Below are 20519 nucleotides of genomic sequence, written 5' to 3' on the forward strand. Positions count from 1 at the left end.
GGGTAGAGTGAGAGGTTTACCACTTCCGCACCAATACCGAGTTCAACGACCCGAGCCATTAAGCCGAGTACTACGCAGCCGCAGCCAGTACTGCATTGCGCCGGCCATCGTGCGCCTCTCCTAGCATACCCCAAACACCATCAGCTAAGTTTTCTATCATCAGGTAGGCGGGTAGTCATTCAACGCGCCGCCTGCTCCGTTATTTATGGATTACCCTAGCCATCGTGGCCGAGATTCAGGCGTAGCGCAACGAGCCAGCGTGATACCAGTACCCGCAGCGGAAACGCTTGCTACTCAATGCAGGATAACGTACTGCCGACTGGCAGTACCCTGAGCTACGCTCACGCTCACGTTTCCTAGAGCGATTGCACTATCGGTAACCTCGAAGACTGGTGTTCCGTAGGTGGCGCGCCCGAAGTTGACCCGGAACTGCTCAGCTTCCTTAGGAGTCACTTTTACGCGATAGGTAGTAGTTGGGAACGCGCTAGAGACTACTGCAAACGACTCGTTATCAGCATTATAATCTTTAAGCGCAAAATCCTGCCAGCTGCCAGTTGTCGCGTAAGCCGTTAGCATTTGGGCCAAGCCTTGCTGCTGAAATGCCTGCACGCGCTCCATTTTGTGCGAAGTACGGGCCTCAAAATCTACCGTTTTTTCAAATTCACCTTTACGCGCCCACTTTTCGTAGTTGTAGCGAGCGTAGGCTCCCACGCGGTCGGCCACGCCGGGAATACGCCAGACCTTGAGGTGGCCATCGCGACTGACGCTCACCAGGCTGTGGCCATTAGGGCTGAAGGCCAGATTTTCGATTTCGGCCGTGTGCAGTTCCCCCGATAGGTCGGCCACGAGCAGGCCCGTCACGGCATCCCATATTTTTACTTTACGGTCGCCGCCGCCGGTGGCAATCAGCTGCCCATCGGGGCTGAAGGTGGTCGCCCATACGTCGGAAACATGAGCGGCCAGCACCTGCGTGCATTGCTGAGTGCGAAGCTCCCACACGCGGGCGGTATTATCCCAGGCCCCGCTCACTACGTAGCGGCCGTTGGGCGAGTAGCGGCCGTCCCACACCTCGTCGGCGTGGCCGTTGAGCACGTTCTTTTGGTCCCAGGTAGCGGTATTCCACACGCGCAGGGTATGGTCGCCGCTGGCCGTCAGCAGTTCGGTACCGGCCGGGTTAAAGGCCACCGACGTAATGGCATTGGAGCGACCTTGGGTGGTTTTGGTAGGGTTGTAGGCCACGTTGACCGCAGCATCGGTTAGCTTGGGCTCTTTGAGGGCCGCCACACGCTGCCCGCTAAAGGTATCAAACACGAGCGACTGGCCGTCCCACCCGGCAGTAGCCAGCAGCTTACTGTCGGGGCTGAAGGCAACATCTCGCACATAATCAGTATGTTCTGTATTTTTACGTATTAGCTCGCCCGTAAGGGCATCCCAGAGAATGAGTGCGTGGTCCACGCCCCCCGAGGCAATATAGCGGCCATTAGGACTGTACTTAACGGCCACTACATCGTCGGTGTGGCCTTTCAGCGTGAGTACCGGCTGGTGGGTAGCCAGCTCATACACTACCACTGAATGGCCCAGGCCACAAGCCACTATGCGCTTGCCGTCGGGACTGTAGTCCACGCCCAGCAGCGGCGACTTCGTATCAATATCAATCAACAGGGCCGAGCCGGGCTGAATCATGGCGGGCTGAATAGAAACGGCCGCGCCAGCAGGGGCCTGCGCCTGAGCCACCGAGCCGGCCAGTAGCACCACGCTAAGGCCGGCCACCAAGCGGCAGGAGAAAAAAATAGGGCCGGAGCCAATGGGTAAGAGAGAACGCATAAAGTAGTAAATGGCAAGAAGTAAGCAATAGTATCAGTATAGGCCACCTACTCGGCGGTCGGGTAGGCTATGCAGGGCGGGTAGCGCTAGCGGGGGGCGGTGCTCGGCGGAAGTCGTATCAGTAAGCGCGGCCAAAAAGGCTAGTAGCTGGCTGGCCTCGGCCGGGGCCAGTGGCCGGGGACGGTGCGCCGCATGGAAGGCATCGCCCAGCACATCGAGCAGGGTCGCGGCCTGGCCATTGGCACCGTAGGGAGGTGTGAGGGCCACGTTGCGCAGGGTTGGGGTTTTCACCCACTCGCCGGGCCGCACTAGGTAGCGGCGACCATCCCGAAAATCTGGGGCCGCATGACAGCCCACGCAGCCAGCCGGTCCCATAAACAGCCGTTTGCCGGCCAAGGCAATAGTGGGCAAGGGCTGTTGGCCGCGCCGGGCTTGGTCGTAGGCCGCATTGTTGCTGATGAGGCTGGTCACGTAAGCCGCCAAAGCTTTATTGACGCTGGCCTCCGTAATATCGGTCCCTAACGCCTGCCGAAAAGCCAACCGGTAAGCGGGGCTCTCGGCCAGCCGGCCCGTTAGCTGGGCGTAGCTACTGCCCAGTTCCTGAGGATTTTCAACCACCTGACGCACCACCTCGCCCAGGTTGGCAGCCCGGCCATCGTGAAAGAAGGTCTTCTGCCTCGCCGACGCAAGCAGCGTAGGCGAGTTGCGCGTAAGGTTGGCTGTAAAGCGCAACGCTCGTGATGTTCCCCGGTGGTCTGTAAATGCTTTTTCGGGCCGGTGGCACGAGGCACAGCTACGTTTGCCGTTGCCCGAGAGGGCCGGCTCAAAGAAGAGTAGCTTACCCAACTCACGAGTTGCAGCTAGCCTATTCGGTACGGCCGCCAGTGGCGCAAGTGGTCCCGCGCACCCTTCCAAAAGGACTAATAAGGGTGCCCAATAGAACCAAAATCTCTTCACCTTATTTCTTTGCGTTGTACGAGACTGTGCATTGTCGCACCTGTGTTTTGAGAGCCCTGTGGAGAACAACAAGCGCAAGGCTTTGCGTAGCCCCTTAGTAGCTTGTACTCTTTTAAGAGAATCGGAGAAACAGGTAATTATGCGCTCGTTTCAGGGTTATTGATGTTGGCTCGTCACATTTTGCGCTAGGTCAATAATGACTATAGGTTTTAACGAGGCTGTCGTAGCGGGCACCAAAATTCATGCCATCCGCGAGGGATAGCGGTGATAGTAGCTTGTTTCTGTACCTGCACGCCCCAGATAGATAAGTATTATATTCTAAATTTATAATTATTTAATTTTTAATATTAGTGAATAAAATATTTTTTAGACCTGTCCAACCTCTTGGCTTGACCCAAGCTCATTGGTTTGCCACGGCAGCCGATTTATTCGCCTTCTCTACAAACAAACCGATGCCGTTTTTGAGGACAGTTTGTACACTAGACCACTCTGCGCCACTAAGTACCCCTACCTGCCTAGCCCTAGTTAGGCAGGTAGGGGTACTACCAAGTTAGGGATAAGTCGAAAGGCTTTTCATAACTCTACCGCCCGCTCTAACATCGTATCCAATTCCAGCAAAAGCGAAGCACTCCATAGCAACTTATTAGAGCGAAAGCAATTCCTTGGACGACAATAGAAATACCTGGCTAGCCACGGGGCTGGGCAGGCTGGGGCAGCGCACGGTGGCATTACGGGTATGCGAGGCGTGGCAGGCGCAACACTCGGCCACAGTACCGCGCCACTGTCGTAGCTCCACAGGCGCAGGCCCACATTGCCAAAGTAGAGTCAAGCTTCAGGATAGCAGTTTCTAACTACTTAACGCACTTACGGACCGATTTTTAACTGCGGCTGCGCCGCACCGGAAAGAACAATAGCTGCACAATGAGCAGCGCCGTGCTGGTGAACAAAATGCTAACCCCTACCCGCGCCAGTGTGCGTAGCGGGTGTTGAAATGAGCCTAACTCCAGGAAAAAATACGCCAGGTGATGCAGGCTCACCAGCAGCAGTAGGTACACTAGGAACCACTGCCAGCCCATCTGGTGCACGTTCACGGTATCCTGGGCATCGTAGCCGTCGCGAGGCGTAAGCAGGCGTAACACCCAGGGGCGCAGGTAGGCCAGCAGCACGGCGGCGGCGGCGTGCAGCCCACCCGTGTTGTAGCTGATATCCATTGCCAGGCCCATCGCGAAGCCCAGCAGCAGCAGCACCGCGATGGGCGTGCGCAGCGGCAAAAACAAGATAAAGCCCAGATACAGCAGGCACCAGCCCAGCCCAAACAGCGACAGCTGCCCCACTAGCAGCACCTGCACCCCGGCGTAGAGCCCAAACCGTAGCAGCTGCCGCAGCACTTCTCCCAGCGCACTCATCGGCGGGGCAGCTTGGTGAGTGGAACTTTGGCTGGCTTGGGCTCGGGCGCAGTTAGAGTCGCCTCCAACGAGTCACGCTCAGTGTGGGGGCGGTTGTGCACCACGTACACGTAGGTGAGGCGGCTAAAATCGACGCCCAGCCGCAGGTGCACCGTCCAGAAATTCTTGTCCGGCTCCTTCTCAAACGACTCGATGGTGCCCACGAACACACCCTCCGGAAACACCGAGTTGTAGCCCGACGTCACCACCGAGTCGCCGCGCACCAGGCGGTTCTGGCGCGGAATGTAGTCGAGCAGCGCGGAGCTGTAGTCATCGCCGGGCCATTTCACGCTGCCAAAGGTACCGTCGCGCTTGATTTTAGCGGCCACGGCCATCTTGGAGTGCAGCAGCGAAAACACCGTGGCGTAGTGCTGGCTCACGGCCTTCACCTGCCCCACCACGCCGCCCGCGCTCAGCACGCCCAGGCCCGGCTGCACGCCATCGGCCGCACCCACGTTCAGGGTCAGGTAATTATCTACGGCCCGCAAAGAGTTGCTGATAACCCGCGCCGGCAGCAGAGGGTAGGCGTCGTCGCGGGCCGCCAGGCGCACGCTACCCAGCAGTAGGGTATCAGGTTTAGAAGTTGCCATTCTATCTCCGGCTGCTGGCGCAGCTACTTGGGTCGCCAACGTAGCCAGGTCGGGCCGCAGGTGACGGTAGATAATGTGGCCCAGTGTATCGCGGCCCACGGGCAGCGAGTCAGCCTCGCGGCGGGTAAAATCGGGGGGGTAGAGGCGCTGGCGCAGCCGGGCGTTATCAGCCAGCAGCTGCTTATTCAGGTTCGCAAGCTGGAAATAATCGGCTACCTCCGTGCGCCGGGCCAGCACCACGCCGGCGTAAGCGTTGGCTGAATTAAAGAATGCCGCCCGCTGGTACGAACTGTTGGTAATAAACAAAAACAAGCTCACCACTTCCAGCAGCACAAAGAGCATCACCCCCTGGAAGCGCAGCAGAAACGCGAGCAGATTACGCATAAACAGGTAAGAGTTAAAGGTTAAGAGGTAGGAATTAAAAAGTAAGGTTGACCACGAATACCTTAGGCCAGCCCTTACTTTTTAACTCTTACCTCTTAACTTTTAACTTAAGTCAGTAATACGCCCCGGAAGCCCCGAATATCCTTGATGGCCTTGCCGGTGCCGCGCACGACGGCGCGCAACGGGTCTTCGGCAATGTGGATGGGCAGCTTGGTTTTGGCGGCCAGGCGCTTGTCGAGGCCGCGTAGCAGGGCACCGCCGCCGGTGAGATGTATGCCGTTCTCGTAAATATCGGCCGATAGCTCGGGCGGGCTGATTTCTAGCGCCTTGAGTACTGCTTCCTCAATCTTGGCCACCGACTTGTCGAGGGCGATGGCAATTTCGGAGGACGTTACTTTTATTACTTTCGGGATGCCCGTCATCAGGTCGCGGCCGCGCACCTCGTAGTCGGGCGGCGTCACGTCCAGCTCGGTCAGGGCCGCGCCCACCTCGATTTTGATGCGCTCGGCGCTCCGCTCGCCAATGAGCAGGTTGTGCTGCCGGCGCATATAGTCCAGAATATCCTGGTTGAAGACGTCACCCGCCGTTTTAATAGACTGGTCGCACACGATACCCGAAAGGGCGATAACCGCAATTTCGGTAGTGCCGCCACCGATGTCGATTATCATCGAGCCCACCGGCTGTTCCACGTCGATACCAATGCCGATAGCGGCGGCCATTGGCTCCTGAATCATCCACACTTCCTTGGCCCCGGCGTGCTCAGCCGAGTCGCGCACGGCGCGCTTCTCCACTTCCGTGATGCCGCTCGGGATGCAGATAACCATGCGGTGCGAGGGCTGGAAGAGCCGGTTGCGCGTGTCGATGAGCCGAATCAGGCCCTTTATCATCTCCTCCGCCGCGTGGAAGTCAGCAATAACCCCATCCTTAAGCGGGCGGATAGTCTTGATATTATCGTGGGTTTTTTCGTGCATCTGCTGGGCTTTGGTGCCCACGGCGATGACCTTATTAGTGGTGCGGTCTTTGGCAATAATGCTGGGCTCATCCACCACAATCTTATCATTGTGAATGATTAGCGTGTTAGCAGTGCCTAGGTCGATGGCAATGTCGCTGGTCAGGAAATTGAAGAAACCCATTTAAGATAGCTCGGCGAAAAATAAAAGGCTGGTAGCAATAAACAAAGGTACAGTAGAACACCTCGGCTTAGCTTACCCATTGGCGATGGACACGTTTATCCTGACCAGGGAGCTATTTTTTCAGGAGATTTCACAGCCAGTTTCGGCTGGCCCTACCCCTGCTACTTTTCCGTATGCTTGATTTTTTGCGACAGTCCTGGCCCTGGTACGTGGCCGGGCCACTCATTGGCCTCACGGTGCCGGCGCTGCTGATAGTCGGTAACAAAGCACTGGGTATCAGCAGTTCGCTGCGGCACATCTGCGCCGCCTGCGTGCCAGCCGGCATCCCATTTTTGCGCTACGACTGGCGGGCCGAAGCCTGGAACCTGTGGTTTGTGCTGGGCATCACGCTGGGCGGCTTCGTGGGCTACCGGGTGCTGGGCCACCCCGACGCGGTGGCCATTTCGGCGGCCACGGTGCGCGACCTGCGCGCGCAGCTGCACCTCACCGATTTCACGGGCCTGCTTCCGCGCGAGCTGTTCGCGCTCGATAACCTGGCTCACTGGCGCGGCTGGGTATTTCTGGAGCTGGGCGGGTTTCTGGTGGGTTTCGGCACGCGCTACGCGGGCGGCTGCACCTCGGGCCACGCCATTTCGGGACTGGCCAATTTGCAGTGGGTGTCGCTGGTGGCGGTAGTCGGCTTCTTCGCGGGCGGCCTGCTGATGACCTGGTTTATCTACCCGCTCCTTTTTTAAGTCGGCTCTATGAAAAATCTTAAATACCTGGTGCTCGGCACCTTATTCGGCATTATTCTCACCAAGAGCGAGGTCATCAGTTGGTTTCGGATTCAGGAGATGTTCCGTTTTCAGTCCTTCCACATGTACGGCGTCATTGGCTCGGCCGTGGTCGTCGGCATGCTGTCCGTGCAGCTCATCAAGCGCTACCAGCTGCGCACAATAAACGGCGAGGAAATCCGGCTGGCTGACAAGCAGTTCAGTCCCGGCATATGGATTGGCGGGCTACTTTTCGGCCTGGGTTGGGCCCTCACCGGCGCGTGCCCCGGCCCGATGTTCGCGCAGCTAGGCAGCGGCGTGGGCGCGGCGGCGGTGCTTATTGTGGCCGCCCTGGCCGGCACCTGGACCTACAGCGCCCTGCGCGAGCGGCTGCCGTAGTATTGGTTGTGGGAAGGGGGTAGGAGTTAGTTAAATAAGCGAAATACAAAAGTTTACTTCCCCCTACCCCACCCAAACGCTACTGCGCCTTGTCCAGAGCCAGGCGGCCTTCTTCCAAGTCCAGCTCGTTTTCGAGCTTGCGGAGCACCTCTTCGCTGATGTGCTGCTCGCGGCGCAGCTTGGCGAGCACGTCACGTTCGTAGTGGATAACAATTTCTTGCAGCTGCTGGAAGGGCGTCAGCGTCACGGCCGGCAGGTCGTCGGGACTGTTGGCGCGCTGGCGGAGGCGCTCCAGGCGCTGGGCGTAGCGGTGCTGCATCCGGGCCAGAATTTCGGGTGGGGCCTGGCCGGCGGCTTCGGGGCTGCCCAGGTACTCCACGGTGCGGTGGGCCAGGCTGATGCGCAACTGCTGCTCCTCGCGCTCGGCTTGGGTGTCGGGCTCCAGACCCAGCCAGCCGATGAGGGGCCGCAGCGTGAGGCCCTGCATCAGCAGCGACACCAGAATAACAATAAAGGTGAGCAGCAAAATAGGGTTGCGCTGCGGAAAGGCCGCGCCCGAGGGCAGGGTCAGGGGTAGGGCCAGGGCGGCGGCCAGCGAGAGCACGCCGCGCATACCGCCCCAGCCAACGAGTGTAATTTCGCCCAGCGAGAGGCTGGGCTGCTCCGATTTGATGGCCGTGCCCAGCCGCCGCAGCAAGTAGGAAGTGGGATATACCCACAGCATGCGCGCCCCAATGATAGCGGCACTTATCAGCAGGCCGTAGCCCAGCAGCGGCCAGCGCAGGTCGGGGGCCACGCCCATCAGAATAACCGGCAGCTGCAAGCCTATTAAGATGAACACCAGGCCATTGAGCAAAAATGTGAGCGAATCCCACACGGCCGTGACTTGCAGTCGGCCCTCGTGGTTGAAGATGCGCGCCGCGTACTGGCTCACGAACAGCGCCGCCACCACCACGGCCAGCACGCCCGAGCCGTGGGCAGCTTCGGCCAGCAGGTAGGCCGCGTAGGGTGTGAGCAGGCTCAGGCTGGTGTCCACGGTAACGCTACTGCGCGAGAGGCGGTGCACGACGTAGAACACAAACCCGGTTGCCAGCCCCACCGCAATGCCCACGCCCACCACCAGCAGCAGCTCGCCCGCCGCCGCGCCCAGCGCAAACTGCCCGGTGAGAATTGCCGCCACTGCGTAGCGGTAGGCAATGAGGCCCGTCGCGTCGTTCACCAGGCTCTCGCCTTCCAGAATGGAAATAATGCGCCGCGAAATGGGTAGCCCCTTGGTGGCCACAGCCGCCGATACGGCATCGGTAGGCGAGATGATGGCCGCCAGCACAAAGGCCGGCCCCCAGCCAAAACCCGGCAGCACGTAGTGCGCCACGGCCGCCACCAGCACCAATGAAAACAGCACGCAGCCAATGGCCAGTGTGGAAATGGGCCGCAGCTCGGCCCTAAAAGCGGACCACGACAGCTGCCAGGCCGATGAAAACAGCAGCGGCGGTAGAAACACGAAGAATACCAGGTTCGGGGCCAATGACACGCGCGGCAGGCCCGGCAGCACGCTCAGCCCCAGGCCGGCCAGCACCAGCACCACCGGGTAGGGCACCCGCAGGCGGTTAGCTACCTCAGCCAGCGCCGTAGTCACGGCCAGCAGAATTACCAGGAGTTCGACTTCGTGCATAGGGCAGGGGGTAGGGCGGAATTAGAAAGCAACAAAAGAACGTCATGCTGAGCTTGCCGAAGCATCTCTACCGCGTAAGTAGTCCTAACAATTGAAGTTAGCTACGCGGTAGAGATGCTTCGGCAAGCTCAGCATGACGTTCTTATTTTATCACTCAACCCAGCAAAAGGTTAATGCTTGAAGTGCCGCACGCCGGTCAGCACCATAGCCAGGCCCAAGCGGTCGCAGGCATCAATCGAGTCCTGGTCCTTGATGGAGCCGCCGGGCTGCACCACGGCCCGGATGCCGGCGGCGGCGGCGATTTCCACGCAGTCGGGAAACGGAAAAAACGCATCCGAGGCCATCACCGCGCCGTGCAGGTCAAAGCCAAAGCTGCCGGCCTTCTCAATGGCCTGGCGCAGGGCATCGACCCGCGAGGTTTGGCCCACGCCGGAGGCCAGCAGCTGGCCGGGCCGGGCCAGCACAATGGTGTTGCTCTTGGTATGCTTGCAGATTTTGCCGGCAAACTCCAGGGCGGCCACTTCGAGGGGGGTAGGGGCCGATTTAGTAACGGTGCGAAAGTCTCGTGCCGTCTCGGTAGCGAGGTCGGCATCCTGCTCAATCACGCCGTTGAGCAGGGTTTTGAAGAGCTTAGCGGGTAACGCTACCGGCTTCTGCTTCAAAAGAATACGGTTTTTCTTGCTTTGCAAAACGGGTAGTGCATCGGCCGCGAAGCTGGGCGCAATGAGCACTTCAAAAAACAGCTTACTCAGTTCCTGAGCGGTAGCCAGGTCTACCTCTTTATTCATAATAATGACGCCGCCGAAGGCCGAAACCGGGTCGCAGGCCAGGGCCTGCGCGTAGGCGTCGTGCAGGTTGTCGGCCTGGGCCACGCCGCAGGCATTGGTATGCTTGAGAATGGCCACGGTTGGCTTATCCTCAGAGAACTCGCGCATCAGCTGTACAGCGGCGTCTACGTCCACCAGGTTGTTGTAGCTCAATTGCTTACCGTGCAATTGGTCGAACAACGCACCCAGGTCGCCAATAAATGAGCCCGTCTGGTGCGGGTTTTCGCCGTAGCGCAACGGTGTGCGGGTGGCCCTACCCTCCGAATTTTTTACATCTACTGTAATAGCAGTCACTGTCCCAGAGCCCATTGCAACACCTTGCCGCACGTACCGCTGAATTTCTGCGTCGTAGTGGCTAGTAATGGCAAAAGCTAATGAGGCGTAGCGGCGACGCTCCTCGTAACCGGGGCTGCCATTAGTTTCTTCGAGCAGCTGCGTCACGGCTTCATACTGGTCGCGCGAGCTAACGACCAGCACGTCGCGATAGTTTTTGGCGGCGGCGCGCAGCAGGGCGATACCACCGATATCAATCTTCTCAATCACTTCTTCTTCGGGCGCGCCGCTGGCCACGGTTTCCTCGAAGGGATATAAATCAACCACTACCAAGTCGATGGGCGGAATGCCGTGCTCGGCCGCTTGGGCGAGGTCGCCGGCCTCGTGGCGGCGGTGCAGAATTCCGCCGAATACTTTGGGGTGCAGTGTTTTGACGCGGCCGCCGAATACTTCGGGAAAGCCGGTGAGGTCTTCCACGGCGGTGACTTCCGCGCCCTGCTCTTCGAGAAACTTTTGGGTGCCGCCCGTGGAGTAGAGCGTGACGCCGAGGCGGCGCAGAGTAGCCACGAGCGGGGCCAGCCGGTCTTTGTGGTACACGGAAAGCAGGGCGGCGCGAATAGGGCGAGCGTCGGTCATGGACGAGGAAAAAAATGAAGGAGTAAGAAGCCGCGCGGTAGCAGCTGCTGCCTTGCCCTACCCCGCCAATCGCGGGCAGGGCCTGGCCCGGCAAAGGTAGCCCGGCCGACCGGGGCGCGAGACAGCCCAGCTTAAAAACAGTATGTTAAGCTAGTCGATAACTCCCGCGCCCGATTTGGAGTTATGCAGTCTTAACCGCCCGCTCATAGTGCCCCCGTTTGATGACCGAATTTACGCCCGCCGCCGACCTGCTTACTCCCTCGCCACCGCCCGATGCGGGGCCTCTTACCCCCATTACCCCGGCCAGCGCTGTGGCGGCCGCCGCGCAGCTGGCCCCGCGCCTGCTGGCCCAGGCCGCCGCTACCGACCAGCTAGGCGGCTTCCCGACCCTGGAAATGACTTGGCTGCGCGAGGCCGGGCTGCTCACGGCTGCCCTACCCCCCAGCCTGGGCGGCGCGGGCCTGGGCGAGCCGGCCGCGGCCCAGGCGCTGCTGCAAGCGCTCTACCACATCGGGCGGGGCAACTTGGCAGTGGGCCGCCTCTGGGAAGGCCACGTGAATGCCCTGCTGCTGATTCGCTGCTTTGGCAGCCCGGCGCAGCTAACCCGCGCCGCCGCCGATGCCCGCGCCGGCCACATATTCGGGGTTTGGAACACCGAAAACCCAGCCGACGGCGTGCGCCTGGAGCCGCTGCCGGCCACGCCCGGCCGCTACCGCCTGCGCGGGGCCAAAACGTTTGCCTCCGGGTCGGGCCACATCACGCGGCCGGTGCTCACGGGTGCGCTGCCTACCCCCCCTGTGCGCCGCGACCAGGCTCCCGCGCCACTGGCAGCCGGCCCCGCGCCGGGCGGCTGGCAGCTGCTGCTGCTGCGCGCCGATGAGCAGCCCCCGGTGCTGGACCGCAGCTTTTGGCGACCCCTGGGCATGCGGGCCACGGCCAGCTTCCGGGCCGATTTTACGGGCCTTGAAGTAGGGACGGCCGACCTCATCGGCCAGCCCAACGACTACTACCGCGCCCCATGGTTTGGGGGCGGCGCGGCGCGGTTTGCGGCCGTGCAGCTGGGCGGGGCCGCGGCCGTATTTGACGAAACCCGCCGCTTTTTGCGCCGTTTGGGCCGCACCGACGACCCCTACCAGCGCCAGCGCCTAGGCCAGCTGCTAGCCCTGCACGAGACCGGCCAGCTGTGGCTGCGCGGGGCGGCCGAGCACGCCGCCCTACCCCCCACCCCACCCACCGAGCCGCTGCTGCCGGCCCGCCTGGCTGCGCTGGGAGCCTACATTAACACGTTTCGTACGGTGGTGGAAGACCATTGCCTCGACACCCTGCGCCTGGCCGAGCGCTGCGTGGGCGCGCGCGGCCTGCTTCAGCCCGAGCCCTTCGAGCGCCTGCACCGCGACCTGACCCACTACCTGCGCCAGCCCGCTCCCGACGCCGTGCTGGCCGAAGCCGGGCGCTTTGCGCTGGGCTCGGATAAGCCGGGCTACCAGCTGTTGATGTGCTGATATGCTGCGAGCAAAAGCCCGCTCAATATGAAGCTGATTAGTAGAATCTGTTTCACGTTATACTTTATTCATTCTTGTTCAGCGTTTTGAAAGCCAAGCAGCCCATTAGCACATCAACCAATCAGCATATTAACAGCAGCACATTTGATAATTACCCCCTGCGGCCGGCCAGCTACGCAGCTACGCTGGGGCGCACGGTTATCGTGGTGCCGCACCCCGACGATGAGGCCCTGGGCTGCGGCGGGCTATTGGCGCTGCTGCGCCAAGCGGGCCAGCCAGTGGCTGCCGCGCTGGTGAGCGATGGCACGATGTCGCACCCGCACTCGCAGGAATTTTCAGTGGCGGCCCGGCGCGAGCTGCGCTACGCGGAGCTGCGCCACGCGCTGGCCGTACTGGATGTAGCTGAAAATGAGACGCTGTACCTGGGCCTACCCGACAGCCAGGTACCTAGCGCCGGCCCGGCCTTTGAGGCGGCGGCCAGGCAGTTAGCTGATTTCATCGCCCAGCAGCAGGCCGAAACCGTGCTGGTGCCCTGGCGGCGCGACCCGCACCCCGACCATCGGGCCAGCTCAGCACTAGCCAGCGCCGCACTGGCCCGTCTCCCTACCCCCCCCCGCCGCCTTGAATACGTGGTATGGGCCTGGGAGCGCGCCGCGCCTGAAGACCTGCCCCGACCCGACGAAGGCATCGGTTTTCGGCTCGATATTGGGTCGGTACTCGCTCAGAAGCAGCGCGCCATTGCGGCGCACCGCTCGCAGCTCGCGCCGGGTACTATTACCGACGACCCCGGCGGATTTTTGCTATCTGAGGCAATGCTAGCGCATTTTGCCCAGCCCGTTGAGGTTTTTATCGAAGCCCCTACCCCATGAATATCAACCAGCCTGCTACCCTTAACCCCGAGTACTTCGACGGCGTGTACCGGGCCAGCGATGACCCCTGGGCCTTCGCCAGCAGCCCCTACGAGCGCGCCAAATACGCTGATACGCTGGCTACCCTGCCCCGGCCGCACTACGGGCGGGCCTTTGAGATTGGCTGCTCCATTGGAGTACTCACGGCACAGCTGGCTTCGCGCTGCGGCCACTTGCTGAGCGTGGATGTGAGCGAGGCCGCCCTGGCCCAGGCCCGCCAGCGCTGCGCCGCCCTACCCCAGGTAGAGCTGCGCAAGCTGCAGGTACCCAACGAGTTTCCCCACGGGAAATTTGACCTCATACTGCTTTCGGAAGTGGGCTACTACTGGAGCCCTGCCGACCTGGCCCGCGCCGCCGACCAGCTGCTGGCGGCCCTACCCCCCGGCGGCCAGCTGCTGCTGGTGCACTGGACGCCCGTAGTACCCGACTACCCCCAGACCGGCGACGAGGTACACGATTTCTTCCTGCAAAAAACTGGGCCGCAGGGGCCCCTCAAGCACCTGCACGGCCACCGCGCCGATAAGTACCGGCTCGATTTATTTGAGGCCTCTGGCTTGTAGGTTTTGGGTTGCTAATTTTTGAGGTCTGTCACTACGAGTAGCGCGAAGTAAGCGCAGTAGAACGACTCGTTCGGGTATCGTTCTACTGCGATTGCTTCGCGCCACCCGCAGTGACAGACTATCTGACCACAAACCAAGAACCCAAAAATTTACGAACCAGGAACCCCTTTACGCAGATAAGCGCGCAGGTCGCGCAATGCGCCTGAGAGCGGCACGGGTAATACGGCTCCGCGAGTAGTTTCAATCCATTGCCAAAGCTGGCCAAATGTGGAGCACTGCCGTGCCTGGAGCAGCAATTCTTTTAAGGGCACTTCGACGGCACGGGCCAGGCGAGCCAGCTCGGGGCCGGGCTGGCTCGCGCCGGCCTGCCACCAGGCGCGCAGGCAGTGGCGCGCGCGCCACACCCGCACCAGCTCGTGCGGGCAAGGCACCAGGGGCTGCTGGTGCTGGGCGCTCAGGGCTTCCCATTCGCGCAGCTGCCACGACAGCCCTACCTCCACGCGCCCGCAGCGCCGGGCCGAGGTATAGACCTGTACCTGAGGGCTGTGGCGCACCGGCAGGTCGTGGCGCAGCAGTTGTTGCCACAGGGCCTCATCTTCCAGAAAAGGCACCACAGGTAGGCCACCCACCCGGCGGTAGGCGCGCACGGTGAGGGCCAAGCTAGCCCCATAGTGCTGGTGGTGGCAGGGCCAGCGGTCGGTGGGGCAGGGGTCAAGTCGGTCTTCGAGCTGGCGCAACAGCACGCGGTAGACGGCATCGCTGAGCTGCATCCGACGCACCGGGCAGTGAGTGGCGGCCGTGGCCTGCGTTAGGATGCGCCCACCTACGGCCTCGGCCCCGGCCTCAATTTCGGAGAGCGTGGCGGCCAGCCAGGTAGGGGCTACCAGCGTGTCGGCATCAGTACTAAGCAGCACACCAGTGGGCCCGATAGTGCTTTCGAGGCGCTGGGCAGCCTCATCGAGCAGCAGGCGGCGGGCCCGGCCCACGTGGGCGTCGATAGGCGGCAGGTGGACCTCGGCTACGTGCAACACTAGGCCGGGGTGATGGTGCATAGCTTGGCGAACGGCCTCGGCCGTCTGGTCGAGGCAGTTGTTGGCCAGCACGATAACTTCTATCATGCCGGCTGGTAGCGCCTGGCCGCCAAGAGTTATTTGGGCAGCGAGCGCGGCCAACGTAGCAGGTAGCGCATCGGCTTCATCCTTGGCTGGAATGATGACGCAGGCCTGGAGTGCCGCCAGTGGGGGGGGTAGCTGCTGGCGAAGCGCGCGCGCGACCTGGCAGAGCAACTGCTCAGTAGTAGGCGGATGGGGCAGCAGGGCCGGCGGAGCGGCGGCCATCGCCTCACGGGTAGCGTGAAAGCGGGCCGGCGTGGCAAGTTGGTCCATAATGAAACCAGTGTACGCCCGAGTACGCGCAAGGATAGCAATAGCAGCAAAAAACTTCGTTTGCCATTTCGGCGAAACAAAGTATTTTTTAGATTAATTCATTGATAGTCAATGATTTTTAGCTAAAAATTGTTTAGCTAACATTTTTAGCTAAAAAGTAAAAGCCGTGCTATTCTGTCCGAATAGCACGGCTTAGGGCCAGCGGTGGGGGTAGACCTAGAACGCCTCCCCAATGGCAAAGTAGAAGCCGGGGTCTTTGCCGAAAGCGTAGTCGAAGCGCAGGTTCACACGGTCACGCCGAATAAGGTTGAAGCGGGCACCCACGCCGCCGGCCGTGTGCAGGCCGCCGAAGCTGTAGTCGCTGAGGTTATAGCCCACCTGGCCCACGCCCAGGAATGCGGCCCCGTCGATGCGCCAAAACAGGTGCTGCCGCAGCTCGGCCTGGGCCGTCACCATTTGCCGGTCGCGGTAGCGCTGCTCATAAATGCCGCGCATCAGACTGGAGTTGTTGTAGAGCGTGCCACCCAGGTTGGCCCCCAGGCCCGCCAGCCCGTACCACGGCACGTCACCGGAGTGGAACTGCCCAAAAATTTGCGTCGCCAAAATGGTTTTGTCGCCAAATATGCGCTGGTAGTGCCGGGCGTCAAGCTGGTAGCGCACAAAGTTGTAGTCGGAGCCCACAAATTTGCCATTAAACATCACCTGCAAATCGAGCAGGCTGCCTGTAGAAGCACCCAGAGCCACATCGCGACTGTCGTAGGTATACACCGGACCCAGGCCCGAGAGACTAAAATTGCGCGTTTGGCGCAGGTCCACGCGGGGGTCGTGCAAAAAGTAGTTCGGCCCGCTTTGCGCCTCTGGGATAGCATCCCCGTTATTATCTACGCGGCCGGGCTCCTGATTCAGGTTGTACACCCGCGCGAGGCGGTACTGCAAGCCTAAAAACTGGTTTTTAGCGATGCTTTTTTGGAAGCGCTGATTGATAATAAACAGCTGAAAATCAAGAAACGAGCGATTAGCATCCTGCGTCTGCGGCGCGTCGTTGCCTACCCCAAAAAAGTAGAGCCGATTCTTGTAGGAGCTGATTTCGCCGTTCAGGTAATATTTCTCGCCGGGCGAATAAATGGTGTGCACAAACTGCACCAGCGACTGGCTTTTCTGAGTAGTCCAGAACTGCACGCGGGCGTTGGAAGAGCGCGTGGTGGTGTCGGTGCCCAAGCGCCCACTCAGCAGGCCGCCCACGCCGTAGCCAGCCCCGGTTTCCTGCTGGTAAAACAGGACGGGCACGGGTAAAATCGTAATCTTATTGGCCGACTTGGCAGCCGGGGGATTTTTGGCCAGCGTATCCAGGCTGGTGGGGGGCAGGGTCTGCCCTTGGCTTATCAAAGCGGTTGTCAACAACCCGGCCAGTAGCAGTGGAAAAATGCGCATATGCGACAAGTAATAGAATTGTGTGGGCCCACAACGCAAAAGTAGGTCCAGCAGTTTACTTACCGGTACCTTATTATTTCTCAGGCCCTTAAAGTCAGTCTTTTACCTTATTCAGCTGCCGTTCATGCGGGGCGGCTACTGGCCGCTGCTGGCGCGGCGCAGCTCCTCATCGGCCCCGGCGGCACGGCGGCGAGCGGCGGCCACCTTGCCGTTGCCGAAGCGGTAGATAAAAGCCAGCGTGCCCACCCGCGCATCCTGCCGCGCGCGGAAGTATTCGCTAAAATTGACGTAGGTTGAGGTTACCCGCAAAGGCGTAGTGTAGAGAATGTCGCTCATAGTCAGGCGCAGGGTAGCCTGCTCGTGCCAGAGGCTTTTTTTCAGGCCCGCCGCCACCTGGCCCCGCGCTTGCAGCCGCTGGAAGCCGCCCACCTCGCGCGACTCATAGAAGCCGTTCAGCTCGGCGGCCCAGCCGCCGGGCAGCGTGAAGCTATTGTTTAGAGTCAGGTTGCAGGCCACCTGGCCCCGGTCGAGGGCGGTGCTGTTGAGGCTGCCCAGGTAGTGATTATAGTAAAAGATACCACTGGCGTAGAGCGTCCACCACTTGGTTAGCTCCAGCGGGGCAGTCAGGGTCAGGGTGTAAAAATCCTGCCGGCTCAGGTTCACGGGCTGGTTTACTACTACCCGGTTGCCGTCGGGCGCGGGCTGGGAGGCCAGCACGAAGGGGTTGCTGGTGCGGGCATAGGCCAGGGCCGCGCTGTACTTACCCCGGTAAGTGTGGGTTAGCTCCGCGTTGTAGCTGGTCTGGGGCACCAGGTTGATGTTGCCAGCCGAGAACGAAGTCGCGTCGAGGTAGGCGCGCAGCGGGTTGAGCTGCCCGTAGCTGGGCCGGTCGATGCGCCGCGCCAGGGTCAAGGCCAGGGCATTATCCTTATTCAGATTCCGTTCCAGCACCAGGTTGGGGAAAAGCTGCAAGTAGTGCCGCTCGCGGCTGGTGCCGTCTACTACTTCGGCCAGGCTGTTGGTTTGCTCGGCGCGCAGGCCGGCCTGCACCTGGGTGCCGGCGTGGGTGCCACGCAGGGTAGCGTAGGCGGCGTTCACGTTCTCGTGGTAGCGAAAGCGCAGTGAGATGCTGGGGTCCACGGCGGTTACGCCATCGGCGGTGCGCACGAACTGCACGTCGTTGTCGGAGGCGATGCGCGTCACCTTGGCCCCGGCATCGAGCCGCGCCCGGCCGGGCAGGGGCTGGCTATAATCGGCCTTGAAAGCCCCGATGTCGAGGTTGCTGCGCTGGTCGCCATAGAGCAGATTAGTCGGCTGGGTAGGCGCTTCAAAATACGTAAACAGGTCCGTCAGCCGGGTGGTCTGATAGCGGGCGTAGTCGGCATCGAAGGCCAGGGTAGCGGCAGTGGCCGAGTCGGCGAAGGCGTGGCGCAGGTTGAGGTTGGCGCTACCGTTGGGCCGGCGCACGTCCTGCGCGGTAATGGAGCTGAAGCGCTGGGTAGGCTGCCCGTTCGGGTCGGTGAAGAGCGTATTGCTATTGGTATTGTTATTGGCCTGGCTGGCGAGCCCGGTCACGGCCGCGCCCAGCGTCGTGCGCTTGCTCAGAGTCAGGTCGAGGCCCACCTTGGCGGCGTGCGAGCGCAGGTGGGTGAGCTGGTCGCTACCCACCTGGCTGCGGGCGGCGGGTAGGGCGGCCGTGGCGGCGTACTGCCGGTCGAAATCCAGCAGATTGAAGCCACGGCGGTCATTGTAAGTATAGTTGCCGTACAGATTTAGGCCCTTGCGCCGGTAATTCAGGGCCAGCCCGCCCACGAATTTGCCGTAATGGCCGCGGCCGTAGCTGAGGTTAGCGCTGCCATTGGTGCCCAGGCGCTGGTCTTTTTTGAGATTGATGGCAATGACGCCGGCACCGCCCTGGGCGTCGAAGCTAGCGGGCGGATTGGTTATCAGCTCGATGCTCTGCACCTGCTCGGCGGGCAGGGCACGCAGGTAGTCAGCCAGCTCGGCCCCGGCCAGCGGCACCCGCTTGCCATCGATAACGACGAGCACGCCCTCCCGGCCGCGCAGGGCCAGGTTGTCGGCGGCGTCGGTAGTTACGCCAGGGGCGCGGCCCAGCACGTCGAGCGTCGTGGCCCCGGCCGAGAGCGGGTTATCGGCCACGTTGAGCACGGTGCGGTCGAACCGATGCTCGTAGAGCGGCTTGCGGCCGGTCACGGTCACTTCCTTCAGGGCTGTAGCGGCGCTGGCTGCCAGCCGCACGGGGGGGAGGGCCAGGCCCGCCGCCGATAGCTCGAAGGCCGGGCTCCAGTAGCGCCGGTAGCCTACCTGCGCCACCGATATCAGGTAGCGCTGCCCAGCTACCGCCGCCAGCTCAAAAGCCCCGGCCGCGTCCGTAAATTCGGTTTTAACCACCATCGAGTCGGCGGCGCGGTGCAGCGTTACGGTGGCCAGCTCCACGGGCGCGTCAGCCGGGTCGGCCACGTGGCCGCGCACAGTGGCGCGCGTTTGGGCACGCGCCGCCCAAGGGCTGCCCAACAACAGCATTGCTACCAGCCACCAACTCCCCCAGCCAGCTCGCCCACCCAACCGCACTGGAATAAAACCAGGCATACAGAAATTAATACAAATCAGTTGATGATAAAATAGATATGCAGCGCGCTTTAACTAATTTTCAGTCCTAAAAAAGCCTCTCGTTCTCTCGTAATAATCGATTATTAAAGTTCGTTCGCATAAAACGTAAAGGTGAGACACGGCTAGTTAGAATCCAAACTTGGCCGGGCTTATTTCGTCCTTAATTTTTGCAATAACCGCCGCACGGGTCCACCTACAAACGAATAAGCCTATCCCCAACGTGGCTAAGTATAATGCTACTAAACCTTTACTTTATACCAGCACCATGCTCAGCACGCCGGCCAGCATGATGCCCTTGCACCACGCACTAAGCTGGCGAAAGTGGCGGCGGCGGTCGGCGCGCCACAGTAGGCGGGCCAGCCAGCCCAACGGCAGCAGCACCAGCCCCAGCAGCCAGGCGGCCAGGCCCCAGCGGCCCCAGGCCAGCAGCTGCCCGGCCGCGCCCAGCACCAGCCCCGCCAGGCACGCTAGAAAAAACCCCGCCACAACCTTGCTACGCGCTACCCCCCACACCAGCGGCAGGGTCTGGCAGCCGTGCTGCCCGTCGCCCCGCATATCTTCGAGGTCCTTCACAATTTCGCGCACCGCCGTGAGCAGAAACGCGGCCAGGGCGTAGAGCCACACCGCTTCGCGGCCGGTGCGCAACTGCAACTCGGGCAGCAGCACCAGCGCCGCCGTGAGGGTAGCAATGCTCACGTTGCCAACCAGCGGCAGGCGCTTGAACCGCGCCGAGTAGCCCCACAGTAACAAAGCCGCACCTAGCGTGACCGCCCCCACCGCCCGCGACATGGCCAGCGCCAGCGCCACCCCTACCCCACTCAGCACCAAGTGGGCCAGCATGGCGTGGCGGCGGCGCAGCAGCCGCCCCACTACCAGCCGGGCAGGCCGGTTAATGGCGTCAATCTTGACGTCGTAATAATCATTAATAATGTAGCCGGCCGCCGCCACTAGCAGCGCCGCCAGCACCACCAGCCCAAAGCGCGGAGCCAGCAGCACCCGGCTCAGCGGCTGGCCCGGCAGCAGCATGGCGCGCACCAGCACCAGGCTCAGCAGCATAATAGCCAGGTTGGGCCAGCGCACCAGGCCCGGCACGGCCCGCGCCAGGCGACCCGCCTGGCCGGGGCCAGCCAGGGGCAGCTCATCGCCCCCACCGGCGGGCGAGGGCCCGGCGGCGGGCAGGGGGGTAGGGGCGCTAGGCATGGCAGTGGGG

The 20519-nt window shown here is 61.5% G+C and carries 17 protein-coding genes; 5 read left to right on the plus strand and 12 right to left on the minus strand.

Annotation, left to right across the window (positions count from 1 at the left end; genetic code table 11):
- Positions 1–294: 294 nt before the first annotated feature.
- The 6 genes from LC531_RS15025 to LC531_RS15050 all read right to left on the minus strand — a co-directional run bounded on the left by LC531_RS15025 (position 295) and on the right by LC531_RS15050 (position 6333).
- Entirely contained in the window at positions 295–1824 is a 1530-nt protein-coding gene (locus LC531_RS15025) for a WD40 repeat domain-containing protein (RefSeq protein WP_223651613.1), read from the minus strand.
- A 33-nt stretch (positions 1825–1857) separates the two neighbouring features.
- Complete coding sequence (locus tag LC531_RS15030; protein WP_262903291.1) at positions 1858–2670, minus strand: cytochrome-c peroxidase; 813 nt, start codon at positions 2668–2670, stop codon at positions 1858–1860.
- Positions 2671–3424: 754 nt separating this feature from the next.
- Positions 3425–3610, minus strand: coding sequence for a hypothetical protein (locus tag LC531_RS15035; protein ID WP_223651617.1), 186 nt, complete (start codon positions 3608–3610; stop codon positions 3425–3427).
- 49 nt (positions 3611–3659) lie between these two features.
- The gene (locus LC531_RS15040) at positions 3660–4187 is read right to left on the minus strand and encodes a hypothetical protein (protein WP_223651619.1); all 528 of its coding nucleotides are present in this window, start codon (positions 4185–4187) and stop codon (positions 3660–3662) included.
- The gene (gene mreC, locus LC531_RS15045; protein WP_223651621.1) at positions 4184–5200 is read right to left on the minus strand and encodes a rod shape-determining protein MreC; all 1017 of its coding nucleotides are present in this window, start codon (positions 5198–5200) and stop codon (positions 4184–4186) included. The genes LC531_RS15040 and mreC overlap by 4 nt, the downstream gene beginning before the upstream one ends.
- A gap of 107 nt (positions 5201–5307) precedes the next feature.
- The gene (locus LC531_RS15050; protein WP_223651623.1) at positions 5308–6333 is read right to left on the minus strand and encodes a rod shape-determining protein; all 1026 of its coding nucleotides are present in this window, start codon (positions 6331–6333) and stop codon (positions 5308–5310) included.
- A 173-nt stretch (positions 6334–6506) separates the two neighbouring features.
- Between LC531_RS15050 and LC531_RS15055 the strand changes: the two genes are divergently transcribed.
- Together LC531_RS15055 and LC531_RS15060 are read left to right on the plus strand one after the other, a co-directional pair.
- Positions 6507–7067: a YeeE/YedE family protein gene (locus tag LC531_RS15055; RefSeq protein ID WP_223651625.1), complete on the plus strand. Its 561-nt coding sequence runs from the start codon at positions 6507–6509 to the stop codon at positions 7065–7067.
- Positions 7068–7076: 9 nt separating this feature from the next.
- A complete protein-coding gene (locus tag LC531_RS15060) occupies positions 7077–7484 on the plus strand; it encodes a DUF6691 family protein (RefSeq protein WP_223651626.1) in 408 nt (135 codons plus the stop codon).
- Between the two features lie 79 nt (positions 7485–7563).
- On the opposite strand, the gene LC531_RS15065 is transcribed toward LC531_RS15060, so the two are convergent.
- Both LC531_RS15065 and purH read right to left on the minus strand, forming a co-directional pair.
- Positions 7564–9156, minus strand: a complete 1593-nt coding sequence (locus tag LC531_RS15065; protein WP_223651628.1) for a Na+/H+ antiporter — start codon at positions 9154–9156, stop codon at positions 7564–7566.
- 170 nt (positions 9157–9326) lie between these two features.
- Positions 9327–10892 (minus strand): bifunctional phosphoribosylaminoimidazolecarboxamide formyltransferase/IMP cyclohydrolase, encoded by a 1566-nt coding sequence (purH, locus tag LC531_RS15070; protein ID WP_223651631.1) that lies wholly within the window; start codon positions 10890–10892, stop codon positions 9327–9329.
- 221 nt (positions 10893–11113) lie between these two features.
- Between purH and LC531_RS15075 the strand changes: the two genes are divergently transcribed.
- The 3 genes from LC531_RS15075 (at position 11114) to LC531_RS15085 (ending at position 13862) form a co-directional block, all read left to right on the plus strand.
- Positions 11114–12394: an acyl-CoA dehydrogenase family protein gene (locus tag LC531_RS15075; protein WP_223653976.1), complete on the plus strand. Its 1281-nt coding sequence runs from the start codon at positions 11114–11116 to the stop codon at positions 12392–12394.
- An 86-nt stretch (positions 12395–12480) separates the two neighbouring features.
- Positions 12481–13263, plus strand: a complete 783-nt coding sequence (locus LC531_RS15080; protein WP_223651636.1) for a PIG-L deacetylase family protein — start codon at positions 12481–12483, stop codon at positions 13261–13263.
- The gene (locus LC531_RS15085; protein ID WP_223651637.1) at positions 13260–13862 is read left to right on the plus strand and encodes a class I SAM-dependent DNA methyltransferase; all 603 of its coding nucleotides are present in this window, start codon (positions 13260–13262) and stop codon (positions 13860–13862) included. Before LC531_RS15080 ends, LC531_RS15085 begins: the two co-directional genes overlap by 4 nt.
- Before the next feature lie 149 nt (positions 13863–14011).
- On the opposite strand, the gene LC531_RS15090 is transcribed toward LC531_RS15085, so the two are convergent.
- The 4 genes from LC531_RS15090 to LC531_RS15105 all read right to left on the minus strand — a co-directional run bounded on the left by LC531_RS15090 (position 14012) and on the right by LC531_RS15105 (position 20509).
- Positions 14012–15247, minus strand: a complete 1236-nt coding sequence (locus LC531_RS15090; RefSeq protein WP_223651638.1) for a glycosyltransferase family 2 protein — start codon at positions 15245–15247, stop codon at positions 14012–14014.
- A gap of 216 nt (positions 15248–15463) precedes the next feature.
- Positions 15464–16678 (minus strand): BamA/TamA family outer membrane protein, encoded by a 1215-nt coding sequence (locus tag LC531_RS15095; protein ID WP_223651640.1) that lies wholly within the window; start codon positions 16676–16678, stop codon positions 15464–15466.
- A 135-nt stretch (positions 16679–16813) separates the two neighbouring features.
- Positions 16814–19288, minus strand: coding sequence for an outer membrane beta-barrel protein (locus LC531_RS15100; RefSeq protein WP_223651642.1), 2475 nt, complete (start codon positions 19286–19288; stop codon positions 16814–16816).
- Positions 19289–19561: 273 nt separating this feature from the next.
- Positions 19562–20509, minus strand: a complete 948-nt coding sequence (locus LC531_RS15105) for a geranylgeranylglycerol-phosphate geranylgeranyltransferase (RefSeq protein ID WP_223651645.1) — start codon at positions 20507–20509, stop codon at positions 19562–19564.
- Positions 20510–20519 lie beyond the last annotated feature (10 nt).

The organism is Hymenobacter psoromatis, assembly GCF_020012125.1.
GTDB lineage: Bacteria > Bacteroidota > Bacteroidia > Cytophagales > Hymenobacteraceae > Hymenobacter > Hymenobacter psoromatis.

Bases quoted from the DNA above. Each gene is read 5' to 3' on its own strand.
- LC531_RS15075 (WP_223653976.1), top strand. From the start codon at position 11,114: ATGACCGAATTTACGCCCGCCGCCGACCTGCTTACTCCCTCGCCACCG.
- LC531_RS15055 (WP_223651625.1), top strand. From the start codon at position 6,507: ATGCTTGATTTTTTGCGACAGTCCTGGCCCTGGTACGTGGCCGGGCCA.
- purH (WP_223651631.1), bottom strand. From the start codon at position 10,892: ATGACCGACGCTCGCCCTATTCGCGCCGCCCTGCTTTCCGTGTACCAC.
- LC531_RS15040 (WP_223651619.1), bottom strand. From the start codon at position 4,187: ATGAGTGCGCTGGGAGAAGTGCTGCGGCAGCTGCTACGGTTTGGGCTC.
- LC531_RS15050 (WP_223651623.1), bottom strand. From the start codon at position 6,333: ATGGGTTTCTTCAATTTCCTGACCAGCGACATTGCCATCGACCTAGGC.
- LC531_RS15085 (WP_223651637.1), top strand. From the start codon at position 13,260: ATGAATATCAACCAGCCTGCTACCCTTAACCCCGAGTACTTCGACGGC.
- LC531_RS15105 (WP_223651645.1), bottom strand. From the start codon at position 20,509: ATGCCTAGCGCCCCTACCCCCCTGCCCGCCGCCGGGCCCTCGCCCGCC.
- LC531_RS15090 (WP_223651638.1), bottom strand. From the start codon at position 15,247: ATGGACCAACTTGCCACGCCGGCCCGCTTTCACGCTACCCGTGAGGCG.
- mreC (WP_223651621.1), bottom strand. From the start codon at position 5,200: ATGCGTAATCTGCTCGCGTTTCTGCTGCGCTTCCAGGGGGTGATGCTC.
- LC531_RS15100 (WP_223651642.1), bottom strand. From the start codon at position 19,288: ATGCCTGGTTTTATTCCAGTGCGGTTGGGTGGGCGAGCTGGCTGGGGG.
- LC531_RS15060 (WP_223651626.1), top strand. From the start codon at position 7,077: ATGAAAAATCTTAAATACCTGGTGCTCGGCACCTTATTCGGCATTATT.
- LC531_RS15095 (WP_223651640.1), bottom strand. From the start codon at position 16,678: ATGCGCATTTTTCCACTGCTACTGGCCGGGTTGTTGACAACCGCTTTG.
- LC531_RS15025 (WP_223651613.1), bottom strand. From the start codon at position 1,824: ATGCGTTCTCTCTTACCCATTGGCTCCGGCCCTATTTTTTTCTCCTGC.
- LC531_RS15065 (WP_223651628.1), bottom strand. From the start codon at position 9,156: ATGCACGAAGTCGAACTCCTGGTAATTCTGCTGGCCGTGACTACGGCG.